Annotated in this window: 12 protein-coding genes; 5 read left to right on the top strand and 7 right to left on the bottom strand. The window is 36.3% G+C overall.

Annotation, left to right across the window (positions count from 1 at the left end; all coding sequences use genetic code 11):
- Positions 1-6: 6 nt before the first annotated feature.
- Entirely contained in the window at positions 7-1,581 is a 1,575-nt protein-coding gene (locus CES88_RS01940) for a hypothetical protein (protein WP_290730161.1), read from the bottom strand.
- A gap of 172 nt (positions 1,582-1,753) precedes the next feature.
- Here CES88_RS01940 and CES88_RS01935 point away from each other — a divergent pair, with 172 nt between their 5' ends.
- Both CES88_RS01935 and trxB read left to right on the top strand, forming a co-directional pair.
- Positions 1,754-1,942, top strand: a complete 189-nt coding sequence (locus CES88_RS01935; protein ID WP_290730157.1) for a hypothetical protein — start codon at positions 1,754-1,756, stop codon at positions 1,940-1,942.
- Positions 1,939-2,862: a thioredoxin-disulfide reductase gene (gene trxB, locus CES88_RS01930; RefSeq protein ID WP_290730155.1), complete on the top strand. Its 924-nt coding sequence runs from the start codon at positions 1,939-1,941 to the stop codon at positions 2,860-2,862. The genes CES88_RS01935 and trxB overlap by 4 nt, the downstream gene beginning before the upstream one ends.
- Positions 2,863-2,895: 33 nt before the next feature.
- Here the strand turns inward: trxB and CES88_RS01925 are convergent, their stop codons facing one another.
- Positions 2,896-4,698: a hypothetical protein gene (locus CES88_RS01925; RefSeq protein ID WP_290730152.1), complete on the bottom strand. Its 1,803-nt coding sequence runs from the start codon at positions 4,696-4,698 to the stop codon at positions 2,896-2,898.
- A 162-nt stretch (positions 4,699-4,860) separates the two neighbouring features.
- On the bottom strand, positions 4,861-6,726 hold the full coding sequence (locus CES88_RS01920; protein ID WP_290730149.1) for a sigma 54-interacting transcriptional regulator: 1,866 nt from the start codon (positions 6,724-6,726) through the stop codon (positions 4,861-4,863).
- A 90-nt stretch (positions 6,727-6,816) separates the two neighbouring features.
- On the opposite strand from CES88_RS01920, the gene CES88_RS01915 reads away from it, so the two are divergent.
- The 3 genes from CES88_RS01915 (at position 6,817) to CES88_RS01905 (ending at position 10,072) form a co-directional block, all read left to right on the top strand.
- Positions 6,817-8,523 carry a hypothetical protein gene (locus CES88_RS01915; RefSeq protein WP_290730146.1) on the top strand — a complete coding sequence of 569 codons (1,707 nt, stop codon included), beginning with the start codon at positions 6,817-6,819 and terminating at the stop codon, positions 8,521-8,523.
- 50 nt (positions 8,524-8,573) lie between these two features.
- A complete protein-coding gene (locus CES88_RS01910) occupies positions 8,574-9,092 on the top strand; it encodes a hypothetical protein (protein WP_290730143.1) in 519 nt (172 codons plus the stop codon).
- A 146-nt stretch (positions 9,093-9,238) separates the two neighbouring features.
- Positions 9,239-10,072, top strand: a complete 834-nt coding sequence (locus CES88_RS01905; RefSeq protein ID WP_290730140.1) for an enoyl-CoA hydratase/isomerase family protein — start codon at positions 9,239-9,241, stop codon at positions 10,070-10,072.
- A 1-nt stretch (position 10,073) separates the two neighbouring features.
- On the opposite strand, the gene CES88_RS01900 is transcribed toward CES88_RS01905, so the two are convergent.
- From CES88_RS01900 to CES88_RS01885, 4 genes are read right to left on the bottom strand one after another with little or no spacing between them, the layout of a single operon-like run.
- Positions 10,074-10,916, bottom strand: coding sequence for a mevalonate kinase (locus CES88_RS01900; RefSeq protein ID WP_290730137.1), 843 nt, complete (start codon positions 10,914-10,916; stop codon positions 10,074-10,076).
- Between the two features lie 60 nt (positions 10,917-10,976).
- Positions 10,977-12,065 (bottom strand): diphosphomevalonate decarboxylase, encoded by a 1,089-nt coding sequence (gene mvaD / locus CES88_RS01895; protein ID WP_290730134.1) that lies wholly within the window; start codon positions 12,063-12,065, stop codon positions 10,977-10,979.
- Positions 12,049-13,083 carry a GYDIA family GHMP kinase gene (locus CES88_RS01890; protein WP_290730131.1) on the bottom strand — a complete coding sequence of 345 codons (1,035 nt, stop codon included), beginning with the start codon at positions 13,081-13,083 and terminating at the stop codon, positions 12,049-12,051. The genes mvaD and CES88_RS01890 overlap by 17 nt, the downstream gene beginning before the upstream one ends.
- Positions 13,080-14,402: a hydroxymethylglutaryl-CoA reductase, degradative gene (locus CES88_RS01885; protein WP_290730128.1), complete on the bottom strand. Its 1,323-nt coding sequence runs from the start codon at positions 14,400-14,402 to the stop codon at positions 13,080-13,082. Before CES88_RS01885 ends, CES88_RS01890 begins: the two co-directional genes overlap by 4 nt.
- Positions 14,403-14,405: the final 3 nt, after the last annotated feature.

Here is a 14,405-nt window from a genome sequence, read left to right as displayed (position 1 = left end):
TAAACCTCAAAAATAAACACTTAAGCCAACTGTGAGCTTTATGTCATTTAGTAAAATACTTGTATTAATATCATCTAGATTTGTAGAGACTGAAGTTAAACTCATTCGTTCACCAGACAGCCTTACATTAAATCCTGCACCAAAAGGAATATCATCTTCAAAGGAATCACCTGTCTTGAAGCGGTACTTAGTTCCAAGAGACCAAGTAGGTAGTCCTACAACTTGATACTCATATGGATTATCCAATTCGATCGAAGTAACATCTGCATTTCCTCTTCTAGCACCTATTCCTGCAAACCATGCCCACTGATTAAGCACTGCTGGATTATTATAGAAGTAGTAGAGCACCTGCCCACCGAAAGAGCCCATAGAGAAACGTCCATTTATTCCACCAATATCAATATTCTCAATTGATCTCTGAGCAAAGACCTCAACTGAAAACTTCAATAAGCTCAAAGATGTTCTCATCAAGTGATACTCATAACCAATAGCGACTGAGTAACCTTTATTTCTATGATTTTCATCTTCTTGTGTAGAGTGATTACTTACTGCTGTGCTAATTCTAAATGTAATTTCATTACCTGTTTTCTGCGTAAGGTTTCGGTACTGCCTAATCTCTTCTTCTTCAATTCCACTCTTAAGCATATAACTTCTAAGCCCAGCATCATCAAAATCGGCTGACCACAGAGCTCCATCTCTTTTAACTTTATTACTACTCTCAATTCCAAGAATTCTCTTTCTCTTTATTTCCTCTCTCGATTGATCGTAGACATTTAGAATATCACTTCGATCTTTCAGTGTAGTATTATCCTGATCTTTTGCCTGATCTCTGTAGAGGCCTTTGAGCCCATACTTAAGACTATTCACTTTTGAAATGAACCCATCAATTTGGGCACGGTAAATATTCCCTTCGATTTTTTCAACTTCCTCTTTCGCTGAATTATTCTGCTTGAAGTTCTCGTCAACATACTTACGTTCAAAGCTTCTCATAAAGTCATCAACTTTCGTCAATCCATTTCTCTTTGCCCACAAATCAAATTGCTGAATTTCAACATCATGACCATAAGTCATATCCGTGCCAATTAACTCTTTAGACTTAACGTACTTATCACCCTCAACAACAAGTTCAGGGGGAACTCCAACGTTATTTTCAAAATCAATATCTTTATTTTTGGCCTCTTTAGAATAAATACGCTTTCTATTTAAAACCTTGAAAGGTCTATTTCCTCTTAAAGAATCGCTCTGTAACGAAAGTATTAATTTTTGAGATTTTCTCAGACGTGCTGGATTGATAATTTTCTTAAAAAACCAATAAGACTGATTTTCAAGGGATCGAATGGCCTCTCCCTCTGCGACTTTTTCAAGTTTTGGATAACCTAGACTTCCCGACTGAACCATGAAGATTGCTCGCATCCCCTCTTTAATCCCCTGCAATCTCCCGCGAGAAAGAATTGCACTACGAGCAGAAGAACTAGATAGAACAACTTCGACTGTCTCAAAGGATTGAGCGAAAACGTTGGTACAAATAAGACTTAATAAAATCAGCTTTTTAAAAAAAGACAGAAGCGTCATTTGGGCCATCTCCAATTCCATTTAAAGATTAAAATACTTAATTATTTTAACACGCCGAGGCCATTTTGCTCAAATTTTGGCAAAATTGGCCGAATTCGCTTAGACTGCTGCGCACAAAACTTGAAATGTAGCTCTATTTGACCTATAACAGTTTGGAAATACAAAAATAAGGAAGGACCACGTGGCCAGAAAAAAGAAAAAAGAGATCTTTCGTTACGATTGCACACTTACAGGTGAAACGTACAAGACAACGAAGAAAGCTAAGCACCCTGAGGAGCTTATCTCTGTTGCAGCATACTATGAATTAAACCCAGATAAAGATGATAGACCAGAGCACGTAAAAAAGAATTTAGAGGAAACTAACGAATGAATACAAGACAAGTTGTAATTATTGGTTCAGGTCCTGCTGGTTATACGGCAGCACTTTATGCTTCAAGAGCAAACCTAAATCCACTAGTAATTGAAGGTCACGAGCCTGGTGGGCAATTGACGACAACTACTGACGTAGATAATTTTCCAGGATTTCCAGAAGGAATCATGGGGCCAGAACTTATGGCCAATATGAAAAAGCAAACGCAGAGATTTGGAACAGAATACCTTCAAACTCACGTGACTGACGTTGATCTTTCTAAGAGACCTTTTAAAATTACTTGTGAAAATGGTGATGAAATGTTGGCAGAGGCTGTGATCATTTCAACAGGTGCAAGTGCAAAGTACCTTGGTCTTCCGAATGAAAAAGAATTAATTGGAAAAGGTGTTAGTGCCTGCGCAACATGTGATGGATTCTTCTATAGAGATCAAATTGTTCACATCGTTGGCGGTGGCGATACGGCCATGGAAGAAGCAACTTTCTTAACAAAGTTTGCGAAGAAAGTTTACGTTGTTCATAGAAGAGATACTCTTAGAGCTTCAAAGCCTATGCAAGAGCGTGCCTTTAACAATGATAAAATTGAATTTGTATGGAATAGTGATGTTTCAGAAATTATAGCTGATGGAACAGGAGTAACTGCAATCAAAGTTACAAATACTGTAACAGGTGAAGTAACTGAAAGAGCTACAAACGGTCTCTTCATGGGAATCGGTCACACTCCAAATACATCTTTCTTAAAGGGACAAATTACCCTTGATGATCATGGATTTATCATCACTAAGGGTGAGCATCCAGACACGAATATCCCAGGAGTATTTGCTTGTGGTGATGTTCAAGATAGTTACTACAGGCAAGCGATAAGCGCTGCTGGAAGTGGCTGTCAAGCGGCCATTAGAGCGGAAAGATTCTTAGAAGAGTAATAAAAAAAGAGCTGGTTTAACCAGCTCTTTTTTTTAATTATTTGCTCTTTGTCCAAACCTCTTATTAATTCGAAGTACATTATACCTATTACTTATTACTTGAAAAATTGAAACTTCTGGCTTCTCAACTATTTGATCTCTATCGTAGATATACTCCTCACCTTCACCTAGGCCTGAATTCGCAGCAAGGTCTCCACCGTCAAATGCCCCATTCTTAGACTCATCCTCATCTTCTAAGGACAAATCGTTTAAAGAGTTTCTCATCTTTGCTAGAGCAGATAGAGCACTTAATGAAGAAGAGAGATTCTTCTTTTCTTTACTTAATTCCTTTGGAACATCACTCTTATCTAAGATTTTAGCAACTCTATCAACATCTGGTAGTGCCATACTCTCACCGAACGAAGATCCAAGTCTCGCATTTTCATTACCATAATTAGACTTTAGAAATGCTTTCATTTGTTTACTCTCATCAAAGAGTTCGGCCTGAGCGGCACCTAAGCGATTCTTATCTGTCAATTGCTTAAGAACTCTCTGCTTAAAGGCCTTCGCTCTTTTTAGGTCTTTATTTATTGCTAGACTAACACCACTATCATTTAAGTTTAAAGATCCCTGAAGTCTCGAGTCCGCACGATCAAGAGCTCCTCCAAGGTCAGATTTTCCAATGGCCGAAGAAATAGTAGGGTTTCCTATAGAGATATTAAAAGTTGGACACTTCTTTCCTGAATCATTACAACAGCTAGTTGCAGGAGCGGCCTCACACATATTCTTTTCAGCTTCAGTTAAATTCTTATTGGAGAATTGATCTGCCCCACTTCCACTCTTCGCATTAATAGGAGCTGCGGAATTTGAACTAAGGGCCATTTTCATTGCAAGAGATTGTTGATCAATATGTTTCTTATTAAAGAAGTCCATATACTTCTGAAGTATTTTATCAAGCTTCTTAGCTTCTGATTCATACTTCTCTCTCGCCTTAGAAGCTGCACTCTTCATCTTACTTCCAAGAACAACAGAAATAGTCGCACTTCCTGCAACCCAACCTGCACACTTAATTTTATCAGCAGCTGCAGCTGCAACAGGAGGAATAGAATAAACAACTATTTCAATCGCTGCAATACCTAGAGCAATTGAGTACATCATAACTTCCTGCTTATAACCATCTTCTCTAATTTGAGCGGCTTGTGCCCCAGCTTCTAAGATTTGCTTATAGGCCTGCATTAATTTAATTTGCATCTCGTATGTCGTTCCCTTTGAACGCTCATTCTCTTTTAATAACGCATCAAGATTCGCTTTAGCGGCTTTTAAAGTTTCCTTTACTTGCTTGTCCATATTTCTATCATTCATAAATGACATTACACCTGTAGCAATAGACATCATTCCTGAAATACACATATTACTAAAAACATCTTTAGCACTCTTAGCAGCATTATAGGCTTCAAATAACTTATAGGCGGCAATAGCGCCTCCTACAACAGACTTAGCTGTACTTATTTTCTTTAAACTCTTTTCCTTACTTGATGTATCGACTTTAGTTGAACTTACATATTTCTTCGGGTCCTTATCAAAACTTTGAACCATTTCATTACATTCATCTTTTGCGGGACCATCTGCTTTTGAGTCACACATTCTCTGCTTTTCATTTACACGGTTATCATCTTCAGAGTTCAGGCAATCCTTAATATGCTCATTCCAAATAAGTCCACTAGGGCAATTCCCTGCAGACACCTCAGTTTGAATTGGCTCACCCGTCCCCTCTAGATCATCAGCAGCAAGAGGTAATGTTCCTGAGATATAGAAACATAGAGCTAATAAATAAATGATAGTCTTTCTAGTTTTCATAACTTACTCACCTTAAGTGGAGTTCTTACTCTCTATTTTCTCCTATCTAAGGACTAATAAAGATTAATAATTGACTCTTTTTTGATTTATATGTCTTTTCGGTGGGTTACTGAGATCTCATTAGCTAATTTACTAGAATTGACCGTCCAGAACAGTTGGCAGCTAGGACGCCAACTTGTCTTCAGCAGGTAGTCTAGAGCTCTCTAAGTAAATCTTGTCATACTCTTCTCTAGAGATTCCCTGTGCCTTACAATAGTTAGAGATTATTCCCTCTTTCACAGCACTCAAATTAATTTCATGAGAAGCATCTTTTATAATTTCAGAGATAACTCCACTTTGGCGAGGATACTCTCCGATAATCGGAAATTCCTTTTGTGGTAAATCATCTAAATAACGAAGGTATGGGTAGTAATTAATTAGTCTTTCAGTTGTAACTTTTAATTCTTCAATATTTCCTGGCCAAGAATAATCCTCAAATGTCTCCATAACAAATTCAGAAACTCTCTTCGACGGAAGTCCATACTGAGAACAAAGAAGATCTAAGAAGTGATTAACTAAACATGGAATATCTTCCTTTCTATCTTTTAAATCTGGGACATAGAAATAACTCTTTGAAAGAAACTCATAAAGTTCTCTATCAAATCTTCCACTATCACATTCCTCAATTAAAGAAATTGTAGAGGTTGAAATCAATCTAATATCTGTCCTCTGTTTTAAGATAGAGAGGAGTTCTCGTTGACAAGTTTGATTAAGAACTGATGGTTCATGAATTACAAGAGAGCCTCCAGAGTATAATTCCAATTTTCCCACATGTTCGGAATCACCTTTCAGTTGAAGAGACAGGTCAGCCTCGTCTAAAATTGATTCACAGTGAATTGTACCAATAGGCATTTTCCTAGTGGCACTATTATGATGAATACTCTTTCCAATATGTACTTTTCCTACTCCATGGCTTCCTTCTATTAAGACATTTTCGATATGAGATCCCTGCCCATGAATAAATTCATCGACAATATCAATGTCCTTACTTCTTCCCACCATTTTAGACGTATCAACATATCCAATATCATCTTCAAGGTGAGAGACAAATTCAGTCTTATCTAAATCTCCAAAACAAAGTGTAAAAATATTACTAAAGAGTTCAATTGCGGATAAATCTCTTTCGCTATAACTCTTATTTTTATCAAAAATTATAAATTCAAAGAAACCACAGGCCTTTCCCTGAGAATCTAAGACAGGAAAGTAGAGAGCACTTGAGTAATCTTCCCCTTTCTTATTTAAAGGCATAGAAGGAAAATTATCTAAGTTTAAGGAGCCAGAGGATCTGATTATCTTAAATGACTTTTGCGCCAAAACTTCATTAGCGAGGTTTTGATTTTCAAGCGTTGAATACTTATAGAATTCCTCTTTTTCAATATCGTAATTATAGAGTGTATCTTTCTTTTTATTTAAAAGAAAAATCTTACCCACTTCTGAATGAGAAAAGCGGCAACATTCTTTAAATACAACTTTTAGAAAATCACTGATTCCTTTAAATTGCTTCATATCTAGAAATAAAGAAAGAGAAAGAGATAATTTTTGACCATCACTAAAAGTGTTTATACGACTCTCGTTAATTAAAAGGCTAATTAAATGCTTCTTCAGTCTTCTTGTATTAAAGCTAGAAATAAATGAGGAGATAAACTCTTTTCCATTTTCTTGGTCTTCTGTATAGAACTCCATACCATAGAGATAACTCTCCACTTCTCCGAAGACATTATACTTTGGAATGACCCTCGCAACTTTTGAAGAAACATGAAAGGAAAAATTCTTAAATCTAAAGTCTAACTCTAGGACGCTATCAATCTCAAAATCTAAGTTCGATTCAAAGGCCACACCAGAAAGACTCACATTTGATAACTTCCAAGCAGAGCTCTGATAATCCACTGTATTCCCATTATACTTGAGAATTTGCATACTTATCTTATCTCCCTCGTCCACAGGAATTCTAAAAGATCGGTAAGACTTTAATTTCACAATGTTATTCATGGATATCTACTTCCTAATTGAGTCTCTTTATTTATCGGAAAGTCCCTCTTTTTACTTAAACTCTGCACTAAAAAAACCGATAAATAATCTATGGGAAATGGACTAACAAATTTTAAGTTTTACCGATCTTTCAGAGTACGCTCAGGAGAGAGCGATAAGATATTTCTGCGCATATCACTACTGAACGGAAATAAGAAAGGAACGACTTTGAGTACTGATACTCGCTTGGTTGATTTCAACCTCTTTAGCTTGTCGTTTAAGTCTAGTGTTCATATCGCTATAGGTACTAAAATTAAAGTAGAAGTTTTCACAAAGAAAATTTTTAATAAGTGGGACTTAGAAGTAGATGGTGTCATAATCAGAAGCTTTCAAGAAAACACTCCAAATAAATCATATAACTATGGTGTTGAACTTCTAAACCAATCAGAAGAATCTGAATTAAAGTATTTTATTACAGACTATATAGCAGGTTTCTCAGGAAAAAAATTAAAGGACTTTCTCATCAAGTCTTCGCTTTCAGTTAGAGAGATTAATGTTGACGATGGAGTTGAGCTATTTGGATTACTAAATGTTCTCTATAGAGAATTTAGTGCTGCTGAAATTATCAACCTCTTAGATGAGTGCGCTCACCTTCTTCACTGTGAAGAAGTAAGAGTATGGAAAATAAATATAGAAAAAGACAAACTAGAAAATATCTATCACAATTCACATTGTACCCATATCAAAGACAACTCCTTCAACAAAGGAGAACTTGGAAAATGCTTTACGACTTCAAGATGTATTAATACTTTTTTAAAAGAGCCTAAAGAGAGAGATGAGGATAAGTTTACACTTAAAAACACTCTTTGCTTACCACTTCTAAATAAAGAGAGAAAGTGTATTGGAGTGCTTCAGTTTAATAATAAGAAAGGCGATCACTTCTCTATTGCAGATGAGAATATGGGACAATTTCTATCACTAGTTATTGCCAAACAATTTTTAAATTACATTGTCAAATCTAAGTCTACGAGTATTGCCCATTTAAACCCAGAGCTTAAAGATTCCTTTATTTACTTTGGCTCCACTCAAAAGTCATCGGCAATAAGAACAACATTAAAGAAATTAAAGTATGGAAAGACCAATGTAAATATCATTGGTGAAAAAGGACTTGGGAAAGAGTTCTTTGCAAAGTACCTATCAAATAACAGTGAAAAAGATATTTTCAATTGTAAAGATCCAAGTCATCTAAAGAGAATGATTACAGATTCACCGCACTTTTCTTGTGATCAAACTCTCATACTAAAGAATATAGACTTCTTAAATACAAGTGAGCAAGGTGAACTTTTCAACTGGATTCAATTTCAAGACTGTAAGTTCATAACGACTAGCTGTAAGGATCTTATATATGAAGTTGAAAAGGGCTTTTTCCATAAGGCCTTATTTAAGAAATTAACCCAATCGAGGTTTCACTTAACTCCTCTAAGAAATAGAAGAGATGATATTCTCACCATTGCAAATTATTTCATAAAAATAGAATGTGAAAAAAGAGCTCTCCCACGAAGAGAGTTAAGTCCAGAGAGTATGCAATTTATTATCACTCACTATTGGCCAGGAAATATTACAGAACTAGAAAAGCTCATTAAAAAGAGTTTTATGGTCTCAAATAATACTTCCGCAACAATTGAGTTAGAAACAAAAGAGCTACATGGTTTTAAAAGTATTGAAGAGAAGCTAATCTTCACAGCAGATACAAGTATTCATCCAGATAAAATTATCGAAATGATTAATGCTTCTATAACAAAGAAGAAAGCATCCTGAAGCTCTTACTTACCTCCCTATTTTTCTTCATATCTATTTCTAATCAGGCGATGATAACTCTAACAAATATTAAAGGTCATACATTTAAATTCACAAACCTTAATCAGAAAGTTGAAAAGATAGATATTCAAACTCCACTTTACGCAAATGAAATTGTAACTACAGATTCAAAAGGGATGGCCGTTATTGACTTTAACGACGAAGTCATTGGTACTGTTATCCTAGCTCCAAATACACAAGTAATTCTAAGAAAATCAACAACCGATGGTATTCGCTTACTAAGCTTAGTAAGAGGTCACCTGAGATTATACAGAGACAAAGAATACCAGAAAAAGAAAGTTGGGGTTCTTATAAATATTAGAGACAACCCTACTGCTTATTATGGAAGTAACTTTGAAGTACAATATTCAAAAGAGAGTAAGAAAGTTACTAGCTTTAATAAGAGTTTAAGGAAGTTTAAACTTAACAAAAAGAAAATCCTTACAACACCACTTAAAAACGAAGAAAAAACCGACGAATTAGATCAAGAGCTTTACGAAGACCTAAAATTCTTACAAGAATCGACCTGATTCCAGAATAAGCAAGTACAGGAAATCACTTAATTTAATCATTTAGATGGTCCTATATTACATTTTTTTTTGACAGAGTTCCCACATATTTGAAAAAATTTATTCATGGAATCAAGGATAGATTCCAAAAGACCAAGGAAGGTAAAATGTCTCTATTTAGCTACAACACACTAAGTGTTGAACTAAGCAAGAAAACGCGTAGTATCAGCATTAAGCTCAATCGACCTGAAGTTCAAAACGCCATTAATACAGAAATGATTTTTGAACTAGAAACTCTTCTCACATGGATCTCAACACATTTAGAAATTAAATCTATCTACCTAACTGGTACTGGAGACTATTTCTGTAAAGGCCTTGATGACGAAGAATTTGCGACCTGGAGCGAAGAGAAGAGACAAAAGAATTTTGATAAATTACAAAAGTTAATCTATAGCATGTTCTTTCTCCCACAGACCATTATTGCAGATCTAAAGAAAGGCTGCGCAGGACTAGGTTTTGAGCTCGCGATGGGAGCAGATATTAGAGTTGCTCACGAAGATACTGTTGTTGAATTCAATCACCTTTCAAAAGGAATAGTACCAAGCTGTGGTGGAATAAGTTTTACAAGTGCAATTACAAATAATTCAACAGCAAGACAATGGTTACTTCTTTCAAAGAAGTTAAGTGCTGCAGATTTAAATACACACCATATCACGGTACAAAGCTATGGAGTAGAATCCCCTATCCAAGACTTCCTAGCCACTATTAACTCACAGCCAGATGTTGCGAGAATTCAGGCCAAACGTAGCTTACTAGAACCTGTTCTTAAAAACTTAGATCAAGGACTAGAGTGGGAAAAGAAATTTAGTATCGCAGGAATGTGTACTAACGACTGGAAAGAAATTGCTAAGCACGGAGAATCCGCCCAGACAGTTTCAGCAAGAGAGCTATCCTCAAGATTAAAGAGAGAGAGAGCGGAACAAGTAAGCAACGGACAATAAACTAGAATCGATAGAGGGGGCGAATTTCATGAGAGCTTAGCTCTTGCATCGCCTCTTTTAAATTCTTAGTCATACCGAGAAGAAATCCCCCTCCTCCGGCACCACATAATTTCAAATAGAAATTCTCATGTTCCAGACCCGTTTTCCAAAGTTCACTATAGAGATTTGGAATCATTGGGCCAAAGTGGCGAAATTGGAAGTCTGATAACTCTCTAAAGAATTCAAAGAGGCTTTCCTTATCATTAGTTAAAAAAGCATCTATGCAATTATTTGTGATAGGCGCGAGAACATTATCACAGAGATTAGCAAAGGACTCCGTCTTACACTTTTCAAGAAAGAGATTAACTAAAGGCTCCGTCCTTCTAGGTCTTCCTGTATTTAAGAGAAAAATTGCTCCATCACCTGAATTTCTTGGAATAGAAACTTGCTTATACTCATGAGACTCTGTTGTAAGAATTGGACTATTTAAGAAACTGATCAAAGGATCAAAACCACTACTAGATCCATGAAAGTGAGACTCAAGTTGAGAAAATACATTCTTTAAATAAGAGAGATTTAAAAGATGGTCTTCAGGACAAGTTGTATAATTATTAAATACCGAAGCGACAACTGCACCAGAACTTCCGACACCATAACCCTGAGGGATAGAAGAATCAAAGAAGATCCCTTGGCCTATATCAAATTCAAAACTTGATAAATCCATCGGGCAGAGAAGCTCTCCTTTAGTCTCTAAATTCTTTAGATACTGACAGAAGGCCTTAAGCTCGCCGTCGACCCTATCTTTCTTCTCCCTAGGAAATGTTAACTTCCCTTCAAAAAGCTCATAAGGAACCGCGAGTGCCATTGAATGTCTAATTATTGAATATTCACCGAAGAGGAGCACTTTGGAATAGAATGATTTCACCTATAGAAACCTTTCCGGTCCGCTACCAACTCTGTCATGAATGACTAATCCATTCTCTGCAAATTCGGTAATTTCTGAATTTATAAATTCAGTGACTTCTCTTGAAATATTATCAGGATAAAGGAGGTGAACATTGGGTCCGGCATCTAAAGTAAAACAAAGAGCAAGTCCTTTCTCGCTTCTAAATTTTCTAACCTTTTCAATAACCGCCAGAGTATTAGGTCTCATAAGAGTGTAGCTTGGAGTCGAGTTCATCATTAGCCCATGTAACTCTAAGGCCTCTGTTTCAACAATCTCACAGAACTTATCTACATCTCCCGTTTTCATAATTGTAATAAGATTTTCTAATTGTTTATTGGCGTGCTGAAACCGCACTTCTCTAAAAGGATGATCTTCCATAAGAGCATGACCAGCTCTTGAGCTCACTGCTTTTTCTCCAGCATCTACAATAACGATTGAATCGTGATAATTTTTAAAAATGTCAGCGATTCCTTCAACTTTCGAAGCGATTAAATCACTTGATTTAATTTCTTCTAAGTCTGACTTCCCCCAGCTCACAATACCAGGAAAGATAGATCTAGCGGCACTTCCTGAAGCAAGTCGTGCCACATAGGTTGCCTTCTCAAGTAATTCACCATCACTAAGATTTAAGTCAAAGGCCTGATTCTCAATCGAACATAGTCCAAGGGCCAGTGCCGACATACTAGAAGCACTTGAAGCAATTCCCGCCGAGTGAGGAAATGAGTTAACTGATTCAATCTCAAGACTTAAATATTTTAAAAATGGAAAGAGTTCAAAATTATCTTCTAAGAATTTTCTTATTTTTTCTTCAAAGAGTGCATTCTTCTTATTTTCAAAATAGAAGTCTAGAACGATTTCGTCCTTACCACCATCTTTAATAGACCAGGAAAAATCCATCGTTGTTTTTGATTCACTTAGAGTAAAACTAACTGAAGGGTTACATGGTAATTGCTTACCATGTTTTCCCCAATACTTTATCAATGCGATATTGGAGGGAGATGTCCAGGAGATTCTCCCCGTGTCTTCAACTAGCTCTTTCTTTGTATACTGTTTAATGTAGGTATTCATTCGCTTGATCTTGCTTCTTAGTTCTTAAAATTAATTCATCATAAGGAATAAAGACTTCTAAGCCTTTATCCAGAAAGTACTTACGCGTTTCCTCTTTTGATCTCTCACTAGAAACAAGAATAAAATCTCCGCCCCATGCACCAAGAGATTTAACTTCTCCCCAGTAATTAGAGAAGAGCTCGTCTTTTACAGGTTTTAGATCTAAAGTCTTTGAAATAATTTTTTCATGAGCTCCAATGAGAAATTCAAACTCTTTCAAACTCTTTGTCTTAGAGACTTCATTAGTAATATCAGAAATACTTAGAATTATCCCCGGATCAATTGGTCTTAAACTATTATAGTACTCAATCGCTTTTCTAGAGTCCTGCTTCTGCCCTCTGTAAACAAAGTAGAGATTTTCACTAAACTTTGGTTCAAAGATAGTTGGAGACCACTTAGGTCCATTAGTATTTCTTGAATAGAAGATAGGACCTTCCGACTGCGCGCACGCAACATCGTACCCAGAACCACCATAAGTCTCAAATTGAAGCTCAAATGGGCTTACATAGGCCCATTGGGCCATATTATGAACAAGTGTAGAGCTTGAACCAAGTCCCCACTCTAATGGAAAGCCAAGATGTGTTTCCACATGGACATCAATATCATCTCTTAAGAAATGTGGGTTTTGCTTCCTTGCTTGTCTTAGAATACTCTGTAAAACAATTTCTTTAGGTGTTGGGTTTGCACTTGTAATTTCAAAGCGCCAAAATTCAAAGACACTCTCAAACCATAGGTTTCCAGCAACATCAAAACTCTTCCAATATAATTTTGGAGAAAATGACGGAGAATATTTCACACTTAATGATTGTCCTACCGTTGTAGGTAGAGCTAAGGATTGAGCTCCATCTAAAACGAAGTACTCTCCAGTGAGGAGAAGCTTTCCATGACCATAGAAAATATGATCGGTATTTTTTTCATCGACATTCTTATTTGATTTTATTTCCCTAATTAATTCGGGCTCTCTATTTTCTAAAATCACTGATAGTTCCTTAGACCTGCAATAAAATCTCTCACACTATTAAAAGAGATTATCTGTGTATCAAACTCAATTTTGGCCTTTTCTCTTTCTTCGTCATTAGCCTCTAGATGGTTCAAAATATTCATTAGGTGCATTTTCATATGTCCCTTTTGAATTCCTGTTGTCACTAGAGATCTTACTGCTCCAAAGTTTTGAGCAAGTCCAATCGCTGCCGTAATCATCATTAATTCTTTTGCGTTAGGCATTCCTAACATATCGAGAGAAATCTTAGACATTGGATGTAGCAACGTGAGTCCGCCAACAGTACCAAGGGCCAGAGGAAGTTCTAACTCAAATTTAAATTTACCATTTTCAACAATACAATTACTTAAACTTCTATATTGCCCATCTCTTGCAGCATAGGCATGACCACAGGCCTCGATCGCTCTAAAGTCATTTCCAGTTGCTAACACAACTGCATCAATACCGTTAAAAATTCCCTTATTATGTGTCACAGCTCTATTGACATCTTTTCTCGCAATACGAACTGCTCTCGCAAATTTATTAGCGAATTCCTCAGCACTCATTCCAAGACCACGATCAGCAAGTTCTTCAATATCGCACTCAACCCATGCCTTAACTAAACAATTAGGAGTGTAATTTGAAAGAATACACATCACAACCTGAATATCTCTCTGAGTTTCTTCTAGGAAATCACTTGTCATGACTAATTCTTGCCACTTCTTACCTATTGCCTCTAAGACACTATTGATGAAGTTTGCACCCATGGCATCACAAGTTTCAAATTCCCCATGAAGTTGGTAATAGCCCTCTTCTAAATCCGTGCACTCTTTCAACGTAAGAGAGAGAAGTCCTCCTCCACGCTTATTCATATTCACAACAAGCGGATCAACACTTGCGATGAGCTCATCTTTAGATTCTTCAAAAACTTTAAATAATTTTTCAGAGTCACCATGCCAAATAAAATGAACTTGACCAACTTTAGTCGTTGAAACAACTTCTGCCTTAAATCCACCGCGCTCAAGCCAGAACTTTGCGGCCTTCGCACTAGCAGCAACAACTGATGATTCTTCAATCACCATCGGTATACAATGAACTTTATTATTTAAGAGAAAGTTTGGAACAACTCCGTAAGGAGCATAGAAGTTTGTTATAGTGTTTTCAGAAAAGTCATCAAAAACTCTCTGCTCATTTTCACTATCGTGCCAAAAGCTCTTTATTTTATTTTTAGAGAAGTTACTTCCGTTTAAGAAATTCTCAACTAGATAATTGATTTTTTCTAACTTAGATAGCTTTGAAAATCCGCTGATAATATTCAAGTC

Source organism: Halobacteriovorax sp. JY17 (assembly GCF_002753895.1).
Lineage (GTDB): Bacteria > Bdellovibrionota > Bacteriovoracia > Bacteriovoracales > Bacteriovoracaceae > Halobacteriovorax.
Note: the sequence above shows the minus strand (reverse complement) of the source record. Positions and strands in the feature narration are given on the sequence as shown.